Source organism: Streptomyces hydrogenans (assembly GCF_014656075.1).
Taxonomy (GTDB): Bacteria; Actinomycetota; Actinomycetes; order Streptomycetales; family Streptomycetaceae; genus Streptomyces; species Streptomyces hydrogenans.
In genome coordinates this window covers 1-20,994 of sequence record NZ_BNBS01000023.1, presented here as the reverse complement: position 1 = coordinate 20,994, position 20,994 = coordinate 1, and the positions used below count along the sequence as shown (strand labels likewise).

Below are 20,994 nucleotides of genomic sequence, written 5' to 3'. Positions count from 1 at the left end.
TCAGTTCTCCTCGTCGTGGGTGAAGGGGTCGGCGGTCTCCGGGCGCAGGCTACGCCACACGAAGAGGTCGGTGGGGCGGTCGTCGAGGCGCAGGAACAGCGCGGAGCGCAGCTCGGGGTCGGGCACCCGCTTCACGGCGCGGGCGAACGCGCCCCGGTCGGCCGCGAGCGGCGCGAGCCGGGCGTACGCCTCGTCGATGGCGCGCTCGCGGGCCGCGAACGCGTCCTCCAGTCCCGCGATGACGGACCGGACCCAGGCGTCGAACTCGTCCGGTACCTGTTCCAGCAGGGCGTCCAGGGGACGGCCGCCCTTCGAGCGGAGGCCCCCGAGCTCCGAGACCGACAGGCCCAGGCCCTGGGCGAGGCGCTTGGCGGACGTGCCGGCGAAACGCTGGATGCCGTGCCCGCGCCAGATGTCGCGCTCCGTCACGCCCGTCAGGACCTTGTGGAGGCGCACGTACTCGGCGAGCTTGGCCTTGGCCCGTATCCCGGACGCGAAGCGCAGCACGAAGCCCTCGGCGTCCGTGCCGGTGGCGGCGGCCCCGTCGGGAAGGGTGTTCGTCTCGGTCAGCTTGACGAGCGCGTCGAGCGGCATCGCCGGGTGCACGGTGACGACCGAACCGACGCCGTGCCACGCCGCCGCGGCCTCGGCGAGGCCGATCTCCGTGCCGTCGGGGCCGATCGCGGCGAGCAGGACCAGGTCCCGCCGCTCGCCGTAGTCCACGACGATACGGTTCTGCGGGTAGACGATCTCCATCAGGTACGTCGTCCCGGGCACGAGCCGCGCGGTGTCGGCGGCGTCGAGCCGGCGCTGCGCCCAGGTCGCCTGGGTGCTGATGAAGGACCCCTTGGACGCGACCCGCCAGCGGCCCTCGTAGTGGAAGACCAGGCCGAGGCTTCCGTCGACCTTCTCGTACACCTCGAACGGCTCGGCGGGCAGCGCGGGCGCGTAGGGACGGCCGGACTCGTGCTCGGAGACGTTGAAGAACTTCGGCAGCGGCAGGGCGACGATCCGGCCGGTGCGGTCGTCGGCGACGAGTCCGCGGCAGCGGGTGGTGACGGTGTTCCAGATGCCTTCGTACTGACAGCTGCGCGTGTACGTGTAGAGGGAGAGCGGCAGCTCGGGGTGCGACTTGCGGGTCACATGCCCGGCCTCGACCGCCGCGGCCAGCTCCTGGGGCGGCAGCAGTGCGTCGAGAGTCAGGTACGCCTGGCTCATGGGTTCCCTCCTGGGTTCGTGGAGCCCCATCCTTCCCCGCCACGCACCGCCGCGACCAGCGAATTAGCGGTCGCCGAGGGGTGCGGCCGCGCGGTTCAGGGCCGGTGACGGGGGCCCGGCGACGGACGGCGACGGCGGCCCCCGCGGATGGGGTAGGGGCGCCGGGGGTGATGGAGAAGTTCGACCAATCGCCCGCTCTGTGATCGAAATTCGATCAATCGACAGGATCGCATTGACTCGATCATCTCCCAGGCTTAGCTTCTGGCGGCACCGGACCGTCAGAAAGGGCACCCGTTCCATGAGCAACAGAGCCTTCCCCCTACGGCAGTTGACGGGTCGCGGCCTCGCCGCGGCCCTCCTCGCGCTGGGCGGCACCGTCGCCCTCACCCCCGCGCCCGCCTCGGCCGAAGCGGCCGTCACCTACGTCGACTGCGCGCGCCCGACCGCCGGCGACGGCAGCCAGGCCGCGCCCTTCAACAGCATCGGGCAGGCCAACGGCAGGACGTACGGCCCGGGTGACACCCTCGCCTTCGCCTCCGGAACCACCTGTACCGGCGCCCTCGCCCCGCGGGGCAGCGGCACCGCCGCCGCCCCCGTCACCCTCACCCGGTACGGCACCGGCGCCCTCCCCGTGATCGACGGCGGAGGTGCCCCCGACGCGGTCTCCCTGACCGACCAGGACCACTGGCGCATCAGCGACCTCAAGCTCACCAACCCCGCGTCCACCCTCGCCCGCCGCACCGGCCTGCGGATCTCCGCCACCGACGGAAGGGCCCACCGGGGCTACGACATCGGCAACCTCGTCATCGACCGGGTGGCCGGCCAGACCAGCAAGAACAGCCCCACCACCGAGGACTTCGTACAGTCCGCCGGCATCGTCACGGGCGCGAGCGGTACGAACTCCACGCTCCACGACGTCCACGTCCACGACAACCGGATCAGCAACACGGGCGGCGGCGGCCTGAAGATCCGCGTCGGCGCCATGGCCGTCAAGGGCACCGGAGTCCTCATCGAGAACAACCTCGTCAAGGACGTGGGCGGCGACGGCATCATCGCCAGCTACGCCGACGCGCCCCTGATCCAGTACAACAACGCCTCCGGCGTCGGCAACGGCGTGTACCCCTTCTCCGGCGGCAACTTCGCCGGGATCTGGGTGCTCGGCGACCACAACCCGACCATCCAGAAGAACGCCGTCCACGGCATCACCCGCATGTCCGTGGCCGACAGCCAGGCGTTCGACTGCGACTGGGGCAACACCGGCACCTGCACGATCCAGTACAACTTCAGCCGCGACAACATCGGCGGCTTCTTCCTCGACTGCGACGGGTGCGGCACCATCGGCGCCGCGAAGCAGGTCATCCGCTACAACATCTCCGAGAACGACTGCCGCATGAGCAGCGTCAGCGCCGGCCGCTCCGCACTGCACCTGTACAACAACGTCTTCTACTGCACGGACAGGAAGTTCGACATCACGCTCCCCGACGAGAGCGTCGTCGAGAACAACATCTGGGTGGGCACCGGCGACTCCCGACTCCCCACCGGCCCCGGCATCACCTGGCTGTGGAACGTCTTCCAGGGCGTGCCCCGGCCCACCGCCAACGGCATCGTCGGCGACCCGGGGTTCGTGAACCCCGGCACCGGCGGCGACACGATCCACTCCGTCGACGGCTACAAGCTCCGCGCCACGTCCCCCGCCCTGAACAACGGCTCCGTCATCACCGGCAACGGCGGTCGTGACTACTGGGCGAACCCGGTCTCCACGTCGACGAAGCCGCACCGCGGCGCGTACAACGGCCCGGGTCTGTAACCCCCGCTGACTCAGCGGATGTCGTGGTCGGGGTGGGACTCGTCGTACGCGCGGCGCGCGTCGGAGATGACGGCGCGGTGGGCGAGGGACCAGTCGGCGAGGGCCTTGACCAGATGGGTGAGCCCGGCTCCGGTCTCGGTCAGGCGGTAGTCGACCTGCGCCGGGACCGTCGGGTACACCGTGCGCAGCACCAGGCCGTCCCGTTCGAGCCTGCGCACGGTGAGGGTGAGCATGCGCTGGGAGATGCCGTCGACGGCGCGCTGCAGTTCGCGGAAGCGGCGCGGTCCGCTCGCGAGCTCCACGATCACGAACACCGACCACTTGTCGCCGATGCGGTCCTGGAGGTCGCGGATGCCGCAGTCGGGATGGTCCTCGCGGCCACAGGGTTCGAGCGCGGCGGGGGTGGTTACCGCGGTGTGCGTGGGTGACATCGAACTGCCTCCTTGTGACCGGTGAACGGGCGATCGAAGATCAAGCGTAGTGACCGAACGGAACGACGACGGAAGGCTTCGATCGACATGATCCTGGTGACGGGAGCGAACGGGAACCTCGGCTCTGCCACCCTCGCCGCGCTGCGCGCCCGCGGCGTCGCCGCGACCGGCGGCAGCCGCACGCCGGGCGAGGGGACGCGGCACCTGGACTTCGACGACCGCGGGAGCCTCGATCTCACCGGGGCGTCGACCCTCGTCCTGGTCTCCGCCGGATACGCCGAGGACGACCGGGTCGTGGCCCGGCACGCGGCGGTCCTGGAAGCCGCCGTCCGCGACGGCGTCGGCCATGTCGTCTACACGAGCCTGACCACGGCCGGCGACCACCTCGGATTCGCGCCGGCCCACCGTGCCACCGAGCGCCTGGTGCGGGCGAGCGGACTGCCGTGGACCATCCTGCGCAACGGCCTGTACGCCGAACTCTTTGGCGGCCTGCTGACGTGGGCCGACGGCGCCGTGGTGTCCCCCTTCGGGGAGGGTGCCCTGGCGGCGGTCGTACGGGAGGACCTCGCGGAGGCCGCCGCGACCGTCGCGGCGGATCCCACCGGACACGACGGGCGCGTCCACGACCTCGTCGGCAGGCCGATCACCGCGGGGCAGGTGGCCGACCGGCTCGGCGTCCCGCACCGCACCATCGGCCTGGGCGAGTACCGGCGCAGGCTCCTGGAGGAGACGCCCTCGCTCCTGCCGTTCCAGCCGCCGATGCTCTCCTCGATCGCCACGGGCATCCGGCACGGCTTCCTGGACGGCACCTCCACCGACCTCGCGGACCTTCTCGGCCGCCCGCCCCGCGACCCCCTGGCGACGGCCGTCGCCGTCGCGTCGGCCACGCGACCGGCAGCCCTCGTGTAGGCCCTCCGTCGGCAGGGCGCCGGTGGGTCACCACCAGTAGGCGGGGTACCTCGGCGCCGCGCGGCGCACCCGGGACGCGGCGTACGCGGTCAGGACGAGCAGGACGGTGGAGCCGAACAGCAAGGGGACGAACCTGGCCGGTGCGGGTTCCTGGAGGACGATGACGACGGCCGTGGCGCAGGCGGGCGAGTGCGGAGTCCGGGCGAGGGTCGTCAGCGCGAGGGTCGCCCCGGCGGCCAGGGCGGCGGCCCTCGCGCTGCCGTCCGCCACGAGGGCCACCAGGTATCCGGCGGCGGTGCCGAGGAGATGGCCGACGACCACGCTGCGCGGCTGTGCCAGGGGGAGCGCGGGGGCGCAGTGGACCAGTGCGGCGCTGGCGGCGAGCGGGGGTATGAGGACCGGCTCGTGGAGCGCGGCGCCGATCCCGACGAGCGCGAGCAGAGCCGCGGTGGCGGCGCTGACGTTGTGCGCGGCGGCCGCGGGCGTCGGGCGGGCGGGAGCGCGGCCGGCCATGCGGGCCAGACGCCGACGCCCGTGGTTCGGGCCCGGGGCGGAGGCGCCCACGGCCGGGGCGGGGTCGGGACGGGGAGCGATGTCGGTACTCATGTGATGCGGGGTTTCCGGGGCAGGCGGCCGTGGGCCGGACGAGGGGGAGGGGCGGTCGGTCGCCCGGGACCCTGTGGTCGACAGTCGGCCCGGTCTCGCGCCCGACCCTGGTGCGGCGGCGCGGCCTCGCACCACTCTAACCAGCGGGTTCTCGGCTGCCGGGCCCGGGGGCGGGTCCCGGCCGTCGGCGTAGGATGGGTGGAATGAACCCAGTCCGATACGAGCTGGTGTTCTCCGACGACACGGGTTCCGCCCAGGACGTCGCGATCGTCGAGCGCACCTCTTCCAAAGGACCCGGCGGCCATCCGGTCTACGCGGACCCCACCGGCATCATCCGGGCGGAGATCAGCGACCGGGACGAGGTCCGCATCCTCGCCTCGGGCGGCCACCAGGATCCGGCCCAGCGCGTACTCGCCCGCCGTCTCACCCCCACCGACACCGCCGATTCCCAAGATCCCTCAGGCCCCTCCGGCAAGGCGGCTCGACCGGAAGCACCTCGGCCGTCGGATCGAGGGGTGTGAGCGGGGGAAACGGGGGTACGCGCGCCGTGAGCGCATGGGACTGCACTCGATCGCGAGCCGGTGGCAACCCCGCCGCCGGTCGCGATCCGGCGGCCCCGCACCCTCCTTTCCGGTGCGGGGCCGCCGCCCCGCGCGGGCGCACCGCTCCGGCCCTCCGGTTTCTCCGCCGCCGGGCGAGTAAGGGCGGGAGCCGTGGGCAGCCGCCGGGTGAGCGCGGCACCCGCGCTCACCCGCCCGCCGGCGGCGCTCCCCTCCTGCCGCCGGCCGCGGCGCGACCGCCCCGTGCGTCTTCCCCCCCTCGCGCGGGGCGGTCCCAAGCACGCCCGCGGCCGCGCGCGGCCGTGACCTCCGGCGCCCCGGCGATCCGCCCCCTCAGTCGACCGCCTGGTACAGCGTGGTCCAGAAGTCGTGGATGAGGCGCGCCGAATCCGGCGTGGACATCCCCACCTGGGTGAGCAGGATCCCGACCAGTCCGTTCCGCGGGTCGGCGTACGCGGAGGTGCCGCTGCCGCCGTCCCAGCCGAACTGGCCGAGGGGCGCGTAGTCGACGCGCTGGGTGCGCACCGCCATCCCGAACCCCCAGCCGCCGTGCTGTGCCTGGCCGGGCGCGAGGTGGGCCATGTCGCGGAACATCGAGGTGCGGGCGGCGAGCTGGTCGGGCGTCAGACGGTTGGTGGTCATCAGCTCGACGGCGGACCGGGACAGGATCCGCTCGCCGTCGTGCGTGCCGCCCGCGAGCAGCATGCGGAAGTAGGCGTGGTAGTCGTCGACCGTCGAGACGAGCCCGCCGCCGGCGCCCTGGAACGCCGGGGGACGGCTGCACCGGCCGCCCGCCGCCTCGTCCCAGACCAGGAACTCCCCGGTCCGCGGGTCGGGCCCGTAGAGCGTCGGCAGCCGGTCGATCTTCTCCGGGGGCACGTGGAACCCCGTGTCCCGCATGCCCAGTGGACCGAGGACGCGCTCGCGCAGGAACGTCTCCAGCGGCACGCCGGCGACCCGGGAGACCAGGACCCCGGCGACCTCGTTGCTCAGGTCGTACTGCCAGCGCTCGCCGGGCTGGTACGACAGCGGCAGCTCGCCCAGTCGGCGCATCCACTCGTCCGGCTCGGGCGCGGGGCCGGACACGACGCTGTAGTCGGTGCGCTCGAACAGCGCGGCCCGGATCGGCGCGTCCAGCAGCTCGAAGTCCGTGCCCAGCCCGAAGGTCGAGGTCAGCAGGTCCCGCACGGTGATCGGCCGCCGCGCGGGCACGGTGTCGTCGAGGGGGCCGTCGGGCCGCTTGAGCACGCGCCGGTCGGCGAGCTCGGGCAGCCACGGGTCGACCGGGTCGTCCAGGCGCAGCCGGCACTCGTCGAGCAGGACCATCGCCGCGGCCATCGTCACCGGCTTGGAGGCGGACGCCATCCGGAAGACGGTGTCCCGCCGCATGGGCGGACCACCGTCGTGGCGCATCGTCCCCATCGCCTCGACGTGCGTGTGCCCGCCGCGACCGACCAGGGCGACGAGCCCGGGGATCCTCTTCGACTCGACGTGCCGCGCCAGCACCTCGCGGAGCCGCCGCAGTCCCGCTTCCGAGATGCCGTCGCCGTTCCGTGCCGCCATGGGTCTCTCCTTCGCTCGGGGCCGCGCGCGGCCCGGATCCGGTCGGTACGGCCGCCGAGCGGAGGCCGTACCGGGAGCCTGAGGCCTTGACCCAGGGTCAAGGTCAAGACCGTTCCCCGGAGCTGCCGTTCGGCGCCGGCACCGGCGCCGCACGAGTGGGGAGGCGGGACGGATTCAGCGGGGTCGCACGAGCGGGCAGGCGGACGGATTCAGCGGGGCCGGTCCGAGGGAGGCGGCACGTGAACAGGCGACGGGACGCGCGCTACCCTCGCCCGTGCGAGCGCGAGCACGCGCGGCCGGGACACCCCAAACGCGAGGGAGAACAGACCGGCGCCCGCGGCCCGAGCCCGCCCGCGGACCCGGGACCGCAGGACAGTCGGACGACACGGAGGGGTACCGATCCGATGGCAGGGGGACTCACGATCGGGCAGGCGGCCGGGTTCATCGGCGTCACCATCAAGACCGTCCGGCACTACCACCGGCTCGGCCTGGTGGCGGAACCGGACCGCGACGGCTCCGGCTACCGCCGCTACGGATCGGCCGACCTGTTCCGCCTGACGCGCGTGCGGACCCTCGCCGAGGCCGGCGTGGCCCTGGCCGAGATCGGCGGTCTCCTCGACGCGGGCCCCGAACACTTCGCCGCCACCCTCCAGGACGTCCACCGGCGCCTCACCGAACAGATCGAGGCCCCGGCCGCCCGCCGCGACCGGCTGCACCGGCTCGACCACGGGGACCGCGCCCTGCTGCCCGACCGGGCCTGTGCCGCGCTGGAGCGGCTCACCGCCCTCGGCTTCGACCCCGACTACGTCGCCGCGCAGCGGGAGGCCCTCGTCCTCGCCCGGGCGGGCGTCCCGGAGATTTTCGACCGCTTCCTGGCCCGGCTCGAAAGCTCCCTGGACGACCCGGAGTCCGTCGACCTCACCCGCCGCGGACTCGAAGCGGCGTCCTGGGACCCCGCCGACCCCCGCATCCCCGAACTCGCCCGGGTCTGGGCCGCCAAGCTCCTGGCCGACCGGTCCCTGCTGGAGCCGCCGCCGGAGTTCCGCGCCCGGCCCGACGCCGCCACCCGCTACGACCTGGTCGACCACCACCGCGAGGCCCCCGCCCTCGCCCGCCTCAACGCGCTGATCGCGGCGCACCTGCGCGCGGCCGGCGTCGACGTCCCTCGGAGCTGACCGGACGCCGCCGACCGGACGGCCGCCGGCCCGGCACGGGCCTGCGTCAGGTACGGCCCTCCGGACGGTCGGGGTGCAGACCCGGACCGGCGTGCGCACCCGTCAGGGGAGTGGGGGAGAGGTCGGTGGGCTGCTCGCCGGCCTCCAGCAGGGTGTCGGCGGCGCCGACGACGAGGGGGTCGGGAGAGCCCACCGCCTCCTCGTCCTTGCTGGCGTAGTCGACGCGCCACAGCAGGCTGCGCATGGCCTCCAGCCGCGCGCGCCGCTTGTCGTTGCTCTTGACCACCGTCCACGGCGCGGCCTCGGTGTCGGTGGCCCGGAACATCTCCACCTTCGCGCTCGTGTACGCGTCCCACCGGTCCAGCGAGGCGAGGTCGGTGGGCGACAGCTTCCACTGCCGCACCGGATCGACCTGCCGGATCGCGAAACGGGTCCGCTGTTCGGCCCGGGAGACCGAGAACCAGAACTTCACCAGCAGGATCCCGTCGTCCACGAGCATCGCCTCGAAGCCGGGACACTGCCGCAGGAACAGCGCGTACTGCTCGGGGGTGCAGAACCCCATCACCTTCTCCACACCGGCCCGGTTGTACCAGGACCGGTCGAAGAAGACGATCTCACCGGCCGCCGGCAGATGGGCGACGTACCGCTGGAAGTACCACTGCCCCGCCTCCCGCTCGGTCGGCTTGTCCAGCGCCACGATCCGCGCCCCGCGCGGGTTGAGCCGCTCGGTGAACCGCTGGATCGTGCCGCCCTTGCCCGCCGCGTCCCGGCCCTCGCAGATGACCACCAGCCGGGCCCCGGTCTCCTTCACCCAGCGCTGGAGCTTCAGCAGCTCGATCTGCAGGATGCGCTTGCTCCGCTCGTACTCCGCACGGCGCAGCTTGCGGTCGTACGGGTAGTTCTCCCGCCAGGTGCGGATCGGCTTCCCGGAGGAGTCCAGCAGGACGGGCTGCTCGGGCCGCCGGTCGTCCACGCTCAGCCCGGCCAGCAGGTCCTCGGCCTCCGGCCGCGATGATTCCTGATCGTCCACACCCCACGCCTACCCCCTGATCCGCTCCGGCATGGCCGCCATCAGGGGCACGGGACGCGGGCCGTCCGACCAGCCCCTCACCCCAGCAGGTCCGGTGCCCGCAGCAGCGGCGGCGGGACGCGCCAGGCGTCGACCAGGTCGACGGCGAGCGGACGGACCCTGCGGCACAGGTCGTTCACCTCGCGGCTGATCGCCTTGGACCGCTGCACGGTCAGCCGGCCGTGCTCCATGAACCAGGCCCGGTCCGCCTCGATCGCCGACAGGGCGTACAGGTCGCACAGCAGGCCCAGCGCGACCTTGTTGCCGTCGACGGGAAGTGCCTCGCAGGCGTCGACGAACGATTCGAGCACCAGCCGCTCCATGTGCGCGCGGGCGAGCGCGATCACGTGGTCCTGCACCGACGAGAACACCTCACCGGGATCGCGTCCCTTGTCGACGCCGGCCTTCAGGCGCCGGGCCAGGCCGCCGAGCATGTGCTCCTCGCGGTAGCGCAGCATGGCCAGCTGGTACTCCGAGTCCAGCAGCCCGGCCTCCCGGTCCCACTGGTCGCCCCCGGGCAGCAGGTCGCGGACCCGTTCCAGGAGCTTGTGGGCGGAGGTCCGCTCGATGACGGTCTCGACCGCGAGACCGGTGACGTAGCGGACCACACCGAGCTGGTCGAGGTCCTCGAACTCGCCGGCGTGGTCGGTGAGCAGGCCCTTCGCCACGAGCTGGAGCAGGACGTGGTTGTCGCCCTCGAAGGTGGTGAAGACGTCGCTGTCGGCCTTGAGGGCGGCGAAGCGGTTCACCGCCAGGTACCCCGCGCCGCCGCACGCCTCCCGGCACTCCTGCACGGTGCGCGTGGCGTGCCACGTGCCGAGCGCCTTCGTCCCCGCGGCCCGTGACTCCAGACGCCGGCGCGTCTGCGGCGAGTCGTCGAGGCCGGAGAAGACGTCGTGAAGCTGCCCCCGCACGGTGTCCTGCGCGAAGTGGAGGGCGTACGTCCGGGCGAGCAGCGGCAGCAGCCGGCGCTGGTGCAGCCCGTAGTCCAGCAGCAGCCGCTCCCCGGCTCCCGGGGACGCCTCGAACTGACGCCTGCGCACGGCGTACTTCACGGCGAGGGTGAGCGCGACCTTCGCCACGCTCACGCCCGCGCCGCCGACGCAGACCCGGCCCTGCACGAGCGTGCCGAGCATGGTGAAGAAGCGGCGGTCGGGGTTGTCGATGGTGCTGACGTAGTCGCCCTCGGGCGTGACGTCGGCGAAGCGGTTGAGGAGCGCCTCGCGCGGGACGCGGACGCCGTGGAAGCGGATGCGGCCGTTGTCGACGCCGTTCAGGCCCATCTTGAGGCCGTCGTCCTCGATCTCCACGCCGTCCACGACCTCACCGCCGGAGCGGAGCCGTACGACCAGGGCGTGTACGCCGCGGGCCTCGCCGCCGACCTCCAGCTGGGCGAAGACGACCGCGAGCTCGGCGTGACGGGCGGCGTTCCCGATGTAGTCCTTGCGGGCCGCGTCGCCCTCGGTCGTGACGACGAACTCCCCGGCGGCGGCGTCGTAGCGGGCGACCGTACCGAGTGCCTGCACGTGGGACCCGTGCCCGGTCTCGGTCATCGCGAAGCACCCAAGCAGCCGGCCGGCCACCAGGTCCGACAGGTAGGCGTCGTGGTGGCGGGCGGTGCCCAGCTGGAGGATCGCCCCGCCGAACAGGCCGAACTGCACCCCCACCTTGACCAGCACCGACAGGTCCCCGAACGCGAGGGTCTCGAAGGCCGCGACCGAGGCGCCGATGTCGTCCCCACCGCCGTGGGCCGCCGGGAAACCCATCCCGGTCTGCCCGGTCCCCGCCATCGCGACCGCGATGTCCCGCACCCGCTCGCGGAACGCCTCCCTGTCGAGCCGCTCGGCGTCCTCCAGGACGGAGGAATGGGCGGCCAGATTGGTCCGGACGAGGTCGCGGACCCCGGCGTACTCCCCGTCGAGGAGCCGCGCCAGGGCCTCGACGTCGATCTCGGGCCGTACGGAGCCGCTCGCGGCGGCGGAAGTGTCATCGGGTGCCATGGGCCTCCGTTACCCCGCGGCGTCCCGGTCATACCGGGACCTCGGCGCCGATGGTGATCACAGCCGGCGGCACCTCCAGGCCGGGACTCGGCGTCCGTCGGCTCCGCAGGGGCGACTCTTTGTCCCGGGAGTGGAAGAAGTCGTGCCTGTTTCCTGCTCAAGTAGTTCCCAGGCCGGTGGAGCGCTGCTACGTTCCTCTCGAAAGCCCGACGGATCGGCCGCCGCGGACAGGCATTCGGGCCCCCAGCCGGAGGCGGGGGAGGGGAGGGATTCGTGAGACGGATGACCGCTCGACCCGCGAACGCGCACCAGGGGCGCCTGCTGCGCCTGCTGCGCGACGGAGGCCCCAACTCCCGTGCCCAGCTGGGTGATCTGGTGGACCTGTCCCGTTCCAAGCTGGCGGTCGAGGTGGACCGGCTGCTGGAGACGGGGCTGGTCGTCGCGGACGGCCTCGCCGCCTCACGCGGCGGACGCCGCTCGCACAACCTCCGGCTCGCCCCGGCGCTGCGCTTCCTCGGCGTCGACATCGGGGCCACCTCGATCGACGTCGCCGTCACCAACGCCGAGCTGGAGGTCCTGGGACACCTGAACCAGCCCATGGACGTCAGCGAAGGCCCCGTCGCCGTCTTCGAGCGGGTGCTCGCCATGGCGGAGAAGCTGAAGGCGTCGGGGGTCGCGGAGGGGTTCGACGGGGCGGGCATCGGCGTGCCCGGTCCCGTCCGCTTCCCCGAGGGCGTGCCCGTCGCCCCGCCGATCATGCCCGGCTGGGACGGCTTCCCCGTCCGCGAGGCCCTCAGCCAGGACCTCGGCTGCCCGGTGATGGTCGACAACGACGTGAACCTCATGGCGATGGGCGAGCAGCACGCGGGCGTCGCCCGCTCCGTCGGCGACTACCTCTGCGTCAAGATCGGCACCGGCATCGGCTGCGGCATCGTGATCGGCGGTCAGGTCTACCGAGGGACGACGGGCAGCGCCGGGGACATCGGGCACATCCAGGTCCAGCCGGACGGACGGGCCTGCGCCTGCGGCAACCTGGGCTGCCTGGAGGCGCACTTCAGCGGCGCGGCGCTGGCCCGCGACGCGGAGGACGCGGCACGCTCGGGCCGGTCGGCGCAGCTCGCCGCGCGGCTGGAGGCGGCGGGGGAGCTGACCGCCGCGGACGTCTCCGCCGCCGCGGCGGCCGGGGACACCGTGGCCCTGGAGCTGATCCGCGAGGGCGGACAGCGGCTGGGCCAGGTCATCGCCGGGCTCGTCAGCTTCTTCAACCCGGGACTCGTCGTCATCGGCGGCGGGGTCACCGGGCTCGGCCACACCCTGCTGGCCAGCGTTCGCACCCAGGTCTACCGCCAGTCGCTGCCCCTCGCGACCCGCAACCTCCCCATCGTGCTGGGCGAGCTGGGACCCACTGCCGGAGTCATCGGCGCGGCCCGTCTCATCAGCGACCACGTCTTCTCACCGGCCTGATCCGCCGGGCCCGTCCGGGCCCGGCTCCATCACTCCTCCGGCAGCGGCACGCCGGAGCACGTACCACCGCACGGTCCGGCATCACGGCAGCACCACCGCACCCACAGCGTCACCGCACCGCCCACTCACCGCAGCACCGTCCCACCGCACCACGCAACGGTCCCGTGGCTGTCAGCCATGCCCGCTCACCCCGCACGCGCCCCCACGTCCCGGGCCGCCGGGGACCCGAGCCCTTCCCCCGTTCCGTCCTCTCCCACGCCACGCCCCGTGTCCCGCTTCGCCCTGCCCGCTCACGGCCACCACCGCCGAGGGGATCCCGATGGCATCACGCCCACCGCTGCTCACGATGAACCGCATCACCAAGTCGTTCCCCGGGGTCCGCGCCCTGGACGGCGTGGACCTCGAAGTCCACGCCGGCGAAGTCCACTGCCTCCTCGGCCAGAACGGCGCCGGCAAATCCACCCTGATCAAGGTCCTCGCCGGAGCCCACCGGCCCGACGACGGCGAGATCACCTGGGCCGGCGAGCCGGTCTCCCTGAGCTCGCCGATCGCGGCCATGCGGCTCGGGATCGCCACCATCTACCAGGAGCTGGACCTGGTCGGGGGGCTGTCCGTCGCCGAGAACGTGTTCCTCGGGAACGAGCCGACCTCCGCCGGGTTCGTCGTCCGCGGCGGCCGGGCCCGTGCGGCCGCCGGACGGCTGCTGGAGCGCCTCGGGCACCCGGAGATCGATCCGGCCCGCCTCGTCGGCGAGCTGTCCGCCGCCCAGCAGCAGATCGTCTCCATGGCCCGCGCCCTCTCCCACGAGGTGCGGCTGATCGTCATGGACGAGCCGTCCGCCGCGCTCGACCCCGACGAGGTCGACAACCTCTTCCGGATCGTCGGCGAACTCACCGCGGACGGCGTCGCCGTCGTGTACATCTCCCACCGGCTGGAGGAGATCCGCCGCATCGGCGACCGGGTCACGGTCCTGAAGGACGGCCGCTCCGTCGCCGGCGGCCTGCCCGCGGACACCACCCCGACCCGCGACATCGTCTCCCTGATGACCGGCCGCACCGTCGAGCACGTCTTCCCCGACCGTCCCCCCGGCGCCGCGGCCGCCCGCGACCCCGTCCTCAGGGTCGAGGGCCTCACCCGGGACGGGGAGTTCGCCCCGCTCGACCTCGAACTGCGGCTCGTCGAGACCGTCGGCCTCGCCGGCCTGCTCGGCTCCGGCCGCAGCGAGATCCTGGAGACGGTGTACGGGGCCCGCAGGCCCGACGCGGGCCGCGTCCTGGTCGACGGCGTCCCGCTGCGCCCGGGCAGCGTCCGCGCCGCCGTCCGGGCCGGGATCGGCCTCGCCCCCGAGGAACGCAAGGCGCAGGCCCTGCTGATGCTGGAGTCCGTCGGCGGCAACGTCTCGGTCTCCACCCTCTCCCGCTACTCCCGCGCGGGCTGGCTCGACCGGCGTGCCGAGCGCGCCGCGGCGCACCGGGCGGTGCGCGAGCTGTCGCTGCGGCCCGACGACCCGGACGCGGCGATCAGGACGCTGTCCGGCGGCAACCAGCAGAAGGTCGTCCTCGCCCGCTGGCTGCTGCGCGGCTGCAAGCTGCTGCTGCTCGACGAGCCGACCCGGGGCGTCGACATCGGCGCCCGGGCGGAGCTCTACGCCGTGATACGCCGACTGGCCGACGAAGGACTGGCGGTGCTGCTCGTCTCCAGCGAGGTTCCCGAGGTCCTCGGGCTCGCCGACCGCGTGCTGGTGCTCCGCGAGGGCTCCGTCGTGCACACGGCACCCGCCCGGGAGCTCGACGAGCACCGCGTACTCGATCTCGTGATGGAAGGGAACCCGACGCCATGACGCAGCCGGCCTCCGCCGCGCGGAAGGACGCGCCGACGTCCGCCGCCACTCCCGACACCGGCAGGAAGGGCACCCGCCGACCGGCGCTGGTGCGGTGGGACGTGCGCAGCCTGTCGCTGCTCGGCGTCCTCGTCGCGCTCGTCGTCGTCGGCGGCGTCACCCAGCCCGACTCCTTCCTCGCCACCAGCAACCTCCAGCTCGTCCTGACACAGGCGTCGGTGATCGGCGTCGTCACCGTCGGGATGACGTTCGTCATCACCAGCGGCGGCATCGACCTGTCGGTCGGCGCGATCGTGGCCCTCGCGTCGGTGTGGGCGACGACCGTGGCCACCCAGGAGTTCGGCTTCGCGGGCATCCTCTTCACCGCGGTGCTCGTCGGCGTCGGCTGCGGTCTCGTGAACGGGCTGCTGATCGCGTACGGCGGCATGGTGCCGTTCATCGCGACCCTGGCCATGCTGGCCTCCGCCCGCGGCCTCGCCCTCCAGATCACGGACGGCAGGACCCAGATGGTCACCGTGACCGAGGTCCTCGACCTGGGGGTCAAGGACGCCTACGTCCTCGGGGTCCCGCCGCTGGTCCTCGTCTTCGCCGCCGTGACCGTCGTCGGATGGCTGCTGCTCAACCGGACCACCTTCGGACGCCGCACCGTCGCCGTCGGCGGCAACGCGGAAGCGGCCCGGCTCGCGGGCATCGACGTCCGCCGACAGCGCCTGTACCTGTACCTGCTGTCCGGCCTGTGTTGCGGGATCGCCGCGTTCCTGCTGATCGTCCTCGCCGGATCCGGCCAGAACACCAACGGCAACCTGTACGAACTCGACGCCATCGCCGCGGCCATCATCGGCGGCACCCTCCTCAGCGGCGGACGCGGCACCATCGTCGGCTCCGTCCTCGGCGTCCTGATCTTCACGACGATCACCAACATCTTCGCCCTCAACAACCTGGAGACGGCGGTGCAGCAGATCGCCAAGGGCGCGATCATCGTCGCCGCCGTCCTCGTCCAGCGCCGCACCCTGCGCGGCGGCGACGCCTGACCCCTCCCCAGACCGGCCCGCCCCTCCCCACGGCCCGAGCCGACCGCACCGATTCGTGCCGACCCGACCCGCCCCGCCCAGCCGAAGGGTTGATCCGCCATGTCCCGAACCTCCCCCAGCCGCAGAGGACTTCTGTTCGGCTCCGCCGCCGTCTCCGCCGGCGCCCTGCTGACCGCCTGCACCAGCAACGAGCCCAAGCAGCAGGCCCAGCCGGCCGGCGGCACCCCGGCCGCCGCCGACAAGCCCGGCCAGGCCGTCACCATCGGCTTCGCCGGCCCCCAGGCCGACCACGGCTGGCTCAACGCCATCAACCAGAACGCCAAGTCCCGTGCCGCGACGTACCCCGACGTCACCCTGGAGATCACCGAGGGCTCCAACGACACCGCCGCCCAGATCGGCCAGGTGCAGACCCTCATCAACAAGAAGGTCGACGTCCTCGTCATCCTGCCCGCCGACGGCAAGGCGCTCACCCAGGTCGGTCTCCAGGCGATGCGGGCCGGCATCCCCGTCGTCAACCTGGACCGCGTCTTCGCCTCCCCGCAGGCGTACCGCTGCTGGATCGGTGGCGACAACTACGGCATGGGGCTCAACGCCGGCACCTACATCGGCGAGCAGCTCAAGGACAAGCCGAACGCCAAGGTCGTCGAACTCGCCGGCCTGGACAACCTCGAACTCACCCGGCAGCGCAGCCAGGGCTTCGACGACGCGCTGAAGAACTACCCCAACATCACGAAGGTCGCCCGTCAGGCCGCCGACTTCACCGTCGAGTCGGGCCAGGCCAAGATGGCCCAGCTCCTCCAGGCGCAGCCCGCCTTCGACGCCCTGTGGAAGATCGACGACGACCAGGGCGACGGCGCCGTCCGCGCCATCGCGCAGGCCGGCCGTGACGACTTCCTGATGGTCGGCGGAGCCGGGGCCAAGTCGGCGATGGACGCCATCAAGGCCGGGACCGGTGTCCTCAAGGCCACCGTCCTCTACCCGCCGACGATGGCCGCGTCCGCCATCGACCTGGCCCGCGCGCTCGGCCAGGGCAAGGGCGTGGGCGGTCTCGCGGAGCTGGAGATCCCCTCCTCGCTGACGCTCTACTCCGCGGTCGTCACCAAGGAGAACGTCGACGACTACCTGCCCACCGGCTTCAACTGACCGGATCCGGGCTCCCGGGGGGACGCCCGGCCGCGCAGCACACCGACGAGTCAGTGACTCTCCGACCAGGAGGAACCGTATGCAACAGTGGGACAGTGACGCGACCGCGCCGCCCGGAATCGGCGTCGGCATGGTGGGGTACGCGTTCATGGGCGCCGCGCACTCACAGGGCTGGCGCAATGTGAGCCGGGTGTTCGACCTGCCGCTGCGGCCCGTCCTCGCGGCGATCGCGGGCCGGGACGCGGGCGCCGTCCGGGACGCCGCCCGGCGACACGGCTGGGCGGCCGCGGAGACGGACTGGCGTGCCCTGATCGCCCGGGACGACGTGCAGCTCGTCGACATCTGCACCCCGGGGGACAGCCATGCGGAGATCGCGATCGCGGCGCTGGAGGCGGGCAAACACGTCCTGTGCGAGAAGCCGCTCGCGAACTCGGTGGCCGAGGCCGAGGCCATGGCCACCGCAGCCGAGGCCGCCCGGGCCCGCGGCCAGGTGGCGATGGTCGGCTTCAACTACCGCCGTGTCCCCGCCCTTTCGTACGCCCGCCGGCTCATCGCCGAGGGCCGGCTCGGCGCCCTGCGTCACGTCCGGGTGAGCTACCTCCAGGACTGGCTGGTCGATCCCGACTTCCCGCTGACCTGGCGGCTGGAGCGCGAGCACGCCGGGTCGGGGGCGCTGGGCGACCTCGGGGCGCACATCGTCGACCTCGCGCAGTACCTCGCGGGGGAGCCGGTCACCGGGGTGTCCGCCCAGACGGAGACCTTCGTACGGGAACGGCCCCGGCTCACGACGGCGGCGGCCGGCCTCGCGGCGCCGTCCGGGCAGGGCGCCGCCGTCGTCCCGCGCGGGCCGGTGACCGTGGACGACGCGGTCGTCTTCACCGGACGGCTCGCCTCGGGGGCGCTCGCCGCCTTCGAGGCCAGCCGGATGGCCTCCGGCCGCAAGAACCAGCTGCGGCTGGAGATCAACGGGGAACGCGGCTCGCTCGCCTTCGACCTGGAGCGGCTCAACGAACTCTCCTTCCACGACCACGGCGAGCCGGCCGCCACGGCGGGCTTCCGGAGGATCCTCGTCACCGAGGCCGACCACCCGTACCTGGAGGCGTGGTGGCCGCCCGGCCACACCCTCGGCTACGAGCACACCTTCACCCACCAGGCCCGTGACCTGGTCGTCGCGATCGGCACCGGCACCGACCCGTCGCCGTCCTTCGCCGACGGGCTGCGGGTGCAGCGGGTGCTCGCCGCGGTCGAGGAGAGCGCCCGCAAGAACGCCGTCTACACACCCGTCCAGGAAGTGCCCGCCGAGGTCCGCTAGAGGACCCGGTCCGCACCCCGTTTGGAGGCTTCATGCCGCGCCCGTTCACGCTGTTCACCGGCCAGTGGGCCGACCTGCCGCTGGAGGAGGTCTGCCGGCTCGCCCGCGACTTCGGCTTCGACGGCCTCGAACTCGCCTGTTGGGGCGACCACTTCGAGGTCGACAAGGCCCTCGCCGACCCGTCGTACCTGGCGGGCAGGCACGCGCTGCTCGACAAGTACGGCCTCAGGTGCTGGGCGATCTCGAACCACCTGGTGGGCCAGGCGGTCTGCGACCATCCGATCGACGAGCGGCACCAGGGCATCCTCCCGGCCCGGATCTGGGGCGACGGCGAACCGGAGGGCGTGCGGCGGCGGGCCGCCGCCGAGATGCGGGACACCGCGCGCGCCGCGGCGGCCTTCGGCGTCGACACCGTCGTCGGCTTCACCGGCTCCTCCATCTGGCACCTGGGGGCCATGTTCCCGCCCGTGCCGGAGCGCATGGTCGAGCGCGGCTACGAGGACTTCGCCGAGCGGTGGAACCCCGTCCTCGACGTCTTCGACGCCGAGGGGGTCCGCTTCGCCCACGAGGTCCACCCCGGAGAGATCGCCTACGACTACTGGACGACGCGCCGCGCCCTGGAGGCGGTGGACCACCGGCCGGCCTTCGGCCTCAACTTCGACCCCAGCCACTTCGTCTGGCAGGACCTCGACCCGGTCGGCTTCCTCTACGACTTCCGGGACCGGGTCTACCACGTCGACTGCAAGGAGGCGCGCAAGCGCCTCGACGGGCGCAACGGCCGCCTCGGCTCCCACCTGCCGTGGGGCGACCCGCGCCGCGGCTGGGACTTCGTGTCCGCCGGGCACGGGGACGTGCCCTGGGAGGACGTCTTCCGCATGCTGCGGTCGATCGGCTACCAGGGGCCCGTGTCCGTCGAGTGGGAGGACGCCGGGATGGACCGGCTCACCGGCGCGCCCGAGGCGCTGGCCCATCTGAAGCGGTTCGACTTCGACCCGCCGGCCGCCTCGTTCGACGCGGCCTTCTCCGGCGGCGACCGGTAGGACTCCCCGGTCGGGCCCGGTGGCGAGGAGCGCCACCGGGCGATCCGGCCTGCCCGCGCCCGGCTTTGTCCTCAAGAAGGAGAAAGTTCGACCCTTTGCCGCGCAAGGGCTTTCCGTCGCGGACGAACGGGGCTACGGTCCCTCACATCCCCACCACCACGGCCCCTCGCCCCCACCGCACAGCAGGCCCGGGAGCCCCCTCCCGCCCCGGCCGGCCCACCCCGGAACCCCCTCCGGGGCGAGCGAGGGCCCCGCACCGCACAGCGCCCCCCGCCCCTCACCGCCGGGCGGCCCGCGTCGCCCCGCCCGCACCACAGGGGCGCCGCACCCCCAGCCCTCCCCCCCCGTACCCACCGACCGGCAAGGAGGCAGCCCGTGACTGACACCCACGCACGCACCGGAGTCTGGTTCGCCGGAGCACGCGGCTCCGTGGCGACCACGGCCGTCGCCGGATGCGCCGCCGTCCGCGCCGGACTCCACCCGGCGACCGGGATGGTCACCGAGACCTCCGCGTTCGCCGACGCCGGCCTGCCGCCCCTGGACGCACTCGTCTTCGGCGGCCACGACATCGCGTCCTGCCCGCTCCCCAAGCGCGCCGAGCTCCTCGCCGGCGCCGGCGTCCTCCCGCACGGGCTCGCCGCCGCCGTCCACACCGAACTCGCCGCCGCCGACGCGGAGATACGCACCGGCGGCCCGCTCCCGGACGACCGCCGCACCGACGCCGCACTCATCGCCGACCTCGCCGCCGACCTCGTGTCCTTCCGCGCCCGCCACGCGCTGGCACGCGTGGTCGTCGTCAACGTCTCCTGCACGGAGCCGCCGCCCGCACCCGACGCCGAACGCCTGCCGCCCAGCTCCCTCTACGCCGCCGCGGCCCTGCGGGCCGGCTGCCCGTACGTCGACTTCACCCCGTCCACCGGGCTGCGCACCCCGGACCTGTCCGCCGCCGCGGCCGCCGCCGGACTGCGCCACGCGGGCCGCGACGGCAAGACCGGCCAGACGCTGCTGCGCTCCGTACTCGCCCCGATGTTCGTCCAGCGGGCCCTGGAGGTACGGGCCTGGTCCGGCACCAACCTGCTGGGCGGGGGAGACGGGGCGACGCTGGCCGACCCCGCCGCCGCGGCGGCGAAGAACGCCGGAAAGGAACGCGTCCTCACGGACACCCTCGGCCACCGGCCGGAGGGCCGGGTCCACATCGACGACGTCCCCGCGCTCGGCGACTGGAAGACCGCCTGGGACCACATCGCCTTCGAGGGCTTCCTCGGATCGCGGATGATCCTCCAGACCATCTGGCAGGGCTGCGACTCCGCGCTCGCCGCACCCCTCGTCCTCGACCTCGCCCGCCTGGTCGCCCGCGCCCACGAGGCCGGGATCTCCGGGCCGCTCCCGGAACTCGGCTTCTACTTCAAGGACCCGGACGGCGGGCCCGCCGGCCTGGCGGAACAGTTCGCCGGACTGCTGGCGTTCGCCGACCGGCTGCGGGAGGCGAAGTGACGCGCCCCGGCCACCGGCACCCCACCGAGCGGCGCGCGCCCGGGCCCGCGGAGGGACGCGGCCGCGGAGCCGCCCGGAGCGCCGCCCCCGCGTCCGGCCGCGGATCAGGCGGCCGAACCCGGGCCTGGGCCGAACTGCTGCGCGTCTCGGCGCTGTTCAGCGTGCCCGGGGACGCCCTCGCCGGCGCCGCGGCCGCGGGCCTGCGCCCCGGCCGGGGGACGGCCTACGCGGTCGGCGCGTCGCTCTGCCTGTACGAGGCGGGCATGGCCCTCAACGACTGGGCCGACCGCGCGGAGGACGCCGTCGAACGCCCCCACCGCCCCCTGCCCTCC

At 73.5% G+C, this 20,994-nt stretch carries 17 protein-coding genes and 1 pseudogene; 12 read left to right on the top strand and 6 right to left on the bottom strand.

Features of this window, described 5'->3' with window-relative positions; genetic code table 11:
* On the bottom strand, nt 1–1,218 hold the full coding sequence (locus IE321_RS12715) for an RNA ligase (RefSeq protein WP_190222926.1): 1,218 nt from the start codon (nt 1,216–1,218) through the stop codon (nt 1–3).
* A gap of 298 nt (nt 1,219–1,516) precedes the next feature.
* Here IE321_RS12715 and IE321_RS12710 point away from each other — a divergent pair, with 298 nt between their 5' ends.
* Complete coding sequence (locus IE321_RS12710; RefSeq protein WP_190222925.1) at nt 1,517–3,025, top strand: right-handed parallel beta-helix repeat-containing protein; 1,509 nt, start codon at nt 1,517–1,519, stop codon at nt 3,023–3,025.
* Nucleotides 3,026–3,036: 11 nt separating this feature from the next.
* Here the strand turns inward: IE321_RS12710 and IE321_RS12705 are convergent, their stop codons facing one another.
* Complete coding sequence (locus tag IE321_RS12705; RefSeq protein ID WP_043221730.1) at nt 3,037–3,456, bottom strand: winged helix-turn-helix transcriptional regulator; 420 nt, start codon at nt 3,454–3,456, stop codon at nt 3,037–3,039.
* 87 nt (nt 3,457–3,543) lie between these two features.
* On the opposite strand from IE321_RS12705, the gene IE321_RS12700 reads away from it, so the two are divergent.
* Entirely contained in the window at nt 3,544–4,365 is an 822-nt protein-coding gene (locus tag IE321_RS12700) for an NAD(P)H-binding protein (RefSeq protein ID WP_190222924.1), read from the top strand.
* Between the two features lie 27 nt (nt 4,366–4,392).
* Here IE321_RS12700 and IE321_RS12695 read toward each other — a convergent pair whose 3' ends face one another.
* Nucleotides 4,393–4,971, bottom strand: coding sequence for an HPP family protein (locus IE321_RS12695; RefSeq protein WP_190222923.1), 579 nt, complete (start codon nt 4,969–4,971; stop codon nt 4,393–4,395).
* Between the two features lie 203 nt (nt 4,972–5,174).
* Between IE321_RS12695 and IE321_RS12690 the strand changes: the two genes are divergently transcribed.
* Entirely contained in the window at nt 5,175–5,492 is a 318-nt protein-coding gene (locus tag IE321_RS12690; protein WP_229916379.1) for a DUF6296 family protein, read from the top strand.
* Between the two features lie 372 nt (nt 5,493–5,864).
* On the opposite strand, the gene IE321_RS12685 is transcribed toward IE321_RS12690, so the two are convergent.
* The gene (locus IE321_RS12685) at nt 5,865–7,094 is read right to left on the bottom strand and encodes a serine hydrolase domain-containing protein (protein ID WP_190222922.1); all 1,230 of its coding nucleotides are present in this window, start codon (nt 7,092–7,094) and stop codon (nt 5,865–5,867) included.
* Between the two features lie 404 nt (nt 7,095–7,498).
* Between IE321_RS12685 and IE321_RS12680 the strand changes: the two genes are divergently transcribed.
* The gene (locus IE321_RS12680) at nt 7,499–8,269 is read left to right on the top strand and encodes a MerR family transcriptional regulator (RefSeq protein WP_190222921.1); all 771 of its coding nucleotides are present in this window, start codon (nt 7,499–7,501) and stop codon (nt 8,267–8,269) included.
* 46 nt (nt 8,270–8,315) lie between these two features.
* On the opposite strand, the gene ppk2 is transcribed toward IE321_RS12680, so the two are convergent.
* The gene (gene ppk2, locus IE321_RS12675) at nt 8,316–9,299 is read right to left on the bottom strand and encodes a polyphosphate kinase 2 (RefSeq protein ID WP_043221721.1); all 984 of its coding nucleotides are present in this window, start codon (nt 9,297–9,299) and stop codon (nt 8,316–8,318) included.
* 77 nt (nt 9,300–9,376) lie between these two features.
* The gene (locus IE321_RS12670) at nt 9,377–11,338 is read right to left on the bottom strand and encodes an acyl-CoA dehydrogenase family protein (protein WP_190222920.1); all 1,962 of its coding nucleotides are present in this window, start codon (nt 11,336–11,338) and stop codon (nt 9,377–9,379) included.
* Nucleotides 11,339–11,620: 282 nt separating this feature from the next.
* On the opposite strand from IE321_RS12670, the gene IE321_RS12665 reads away from it, so the two are divergent.
* The 8 genes and pseudogenes from IE321_RS12665 to IE321_RS41925 form a co-directional block, all read left to right on the top strand.
* Nucleotides 11,621–12,802, top strand: coding sequence for an ROK family transcriptional regulator (locus IE321_RS12665; protein WP_190222919.1), 1,182 nt, complete (start codon nt 11,621–11,623; stop codon nt 12,800–12,802).
* 319 nt (nt 12,803–13,121) lie between these two features.
* On the top strand, nt 13,122–14,642 hold the full coding sequence (locus tag IE321_RS12660) for a sugar ABC transporter ATP-binding protein (RefSeq protein ID WP_190222918.1): 1,521 nt from the start codon (nt 13,122–13,124) through the stop codon (nt 14,640–14,642).
* Entirely contained in the window at nt 14,639–15,673 is a 1,035-nt protein-coding gene (locus IE321_RS12655) for an ABC transporter permease (RefSeq protein WP_190222917.1), read from the top strand. The genes IE321_RS12660 and IE321_RS12655 overlap by 4 nt, the downstream gene beginning before the upstream one ends.
* 99 nt (nt 15,674–15,772) lie before the next feature.
* The gene (locus IE321_RS12650; protein ID WP_190222916.1) at nt 15,773–16,816 is read left to right on the top strand and encodes a substrate-binding domain-containing protein; all 1,044 of its coding nucleotides are present in this window, start codon (nt 15,773–15,775) and stop codon (nt 16,814–16,816) included.
* A 79-nt stretch (nt 16,817–16,895) separates the two neighbouring features.
* Nucleotides 16,896–18,128 carry a Gfo/Idh/MocA family protein gene (locus IE321_RS12645; protein WP_190222915.1) on the top strand — a complete coding sequence of 411 codons (1,233 nt, stop codon included), beginning with the start codon at nt 16,896–16,898 and terminating at the stop codon, nt 18,126–18,128.
* Between the two features lie 32 nt (nt 18,129–18,160).
* Nucleotides 18,161–19,168 (top strand): sugar phosphate isomerase/epimerase family protein, encoded by a 1,008-nt coding sequence (locus IE321_RS12640; protein ID WP_190222914.1) that lies wholly within the window; start codon nt 18,161–18,163, stop codon nt 19,166–19,168.
* Between the two features lie 375 nt (nt 19,169–19,543).
* On the top strand, nt 19,544–20,662 hold the full coding sequence (locus tag IE321_RS12635) for an inositol-3-phosphate synthase (RefSeq protein ID WP_190222913.1): 1,119 nt from the start codon (nt 19,544–19,546) through the stop codon (nt 20,660–20,662).
* A pseudogene (locus IE321_RS41925) lies at nt 20,659–20,994 on the top strand (SCO3242 family prenyltransferase); the annotation flags it as partial. The gene IE321_RS12635 and the pseudogene IE321_RS41925, both read left to right, overlap by 4 nt.

Excerpts from the sequence above, each read along its gene's own strand:
- IE321_RS12715 (WP_190222926.1), bottom strand. The coding sequence starts at position 1,218 with ATGAGCCAGGCGTACCTGACTCTCGACGCACTGCTGCCGCCCCAGGAG.
- IE321_RS12710 (WP_190222925.1), top strand. The coding sequence starts at position 1,517 with ATGAGCAACAGAGCCTTCCCCCTACGGCAGTTGACGGGTCGCGGCCTC.
- IE321_RS12705 (WP_043221730.1), bottom strand. The coding sequence starts at position 3,456 with ATGTCACCCACGCACACCGCGGTAACCACCCCCGCCGCGCTCGAACCC.
- IE321_RS12700 (WP_190222924.1), top strand. The coding sequence starts at position 3,544 with ATGATCCTGGTGACGGGAGCGAACGGGAACCTCGGCTCTGCCACCCTC.
- IE321_RS12695 (WP_190222923.1), bottom strand. The coding sequence starts at position 4,971 with ATGAGTACCGACATCGCTCCCCGTCCCGACCCCGCCCCGGCCGTGGGC.
- IE321_RS12690 (WP_229916379.1), top strand. The coding sequence starts at position 5,175 with ATGAACCCAGTCCGATACGAGCTGGTGTTCTCCGACGACACGGGTTCC.
- IE321_RS12685 (WP_190222922.1), bottom strand. The coding sequence starts at position 7,094 with ATGGCGGCACGGAACGGCGACGGCATCTCGGAAGCGGGACTGCGGCGG.
- IE321_RS12680 (WP_190222921.1), top strand. The coding sequence starts at position 7,499 with ATGGCAGGGGGACTCACGATCGGGCAGGCGGCCGGGTTCATCGGCGTC.
- IE321_RS12670 (WP_190222920.1), bottom strand. The coding sequence starts at position 11,338 with ATGGCACCCGATGACACTTCCGCCGCCGCGAGCGGCTCCGTACGGCCC.
- IE321_RS12665 (WP_190222919.1), top strand. The coding sequence starts at position 11,621 with ATGACCGCTCGACCCGCGAACGCGCACCAGGGGCGCCTGCTGCGCCTG.
- IE321_RS12660 (WP_190222918.1), top strand. The coding sequence starts at position 13,122 with ATGGCATCACGCCCACCGCTGCTCACGATGAACCGCATCACCAAGTCG.
- IE321_RS12655 (WP_190222917.1), top strand. The coding sequence starts at position 14,639 with ATGACGCAGCCGGCCTCCGCCGCGCGGAAGGACGCGCCGACGTCCGCC.
- IE321_RS12650 (WP_190222916.1), top strand. The coding sequence starts at position 15,773 with ATGTCCCGAACCTCCCCCAGCCGCAGAGGACTTCTGTTCGGCTCCGCC.
- IE321_RS12645 (WP_190222915.1), top strand. The coding sequence starts at position 16,896 with ATGCAACAGTGGGACAGTGACGCGACCGCGCCGCCCGGAATCGGCGTC.
- IE321_RS12640 (WP_190222914.1), top strand. The coding sequence starts at position 18,161 with ATGCCGCGCCCGTTCACGCTGTTCACCGGCCAGTGGGCCGACCTGCCG.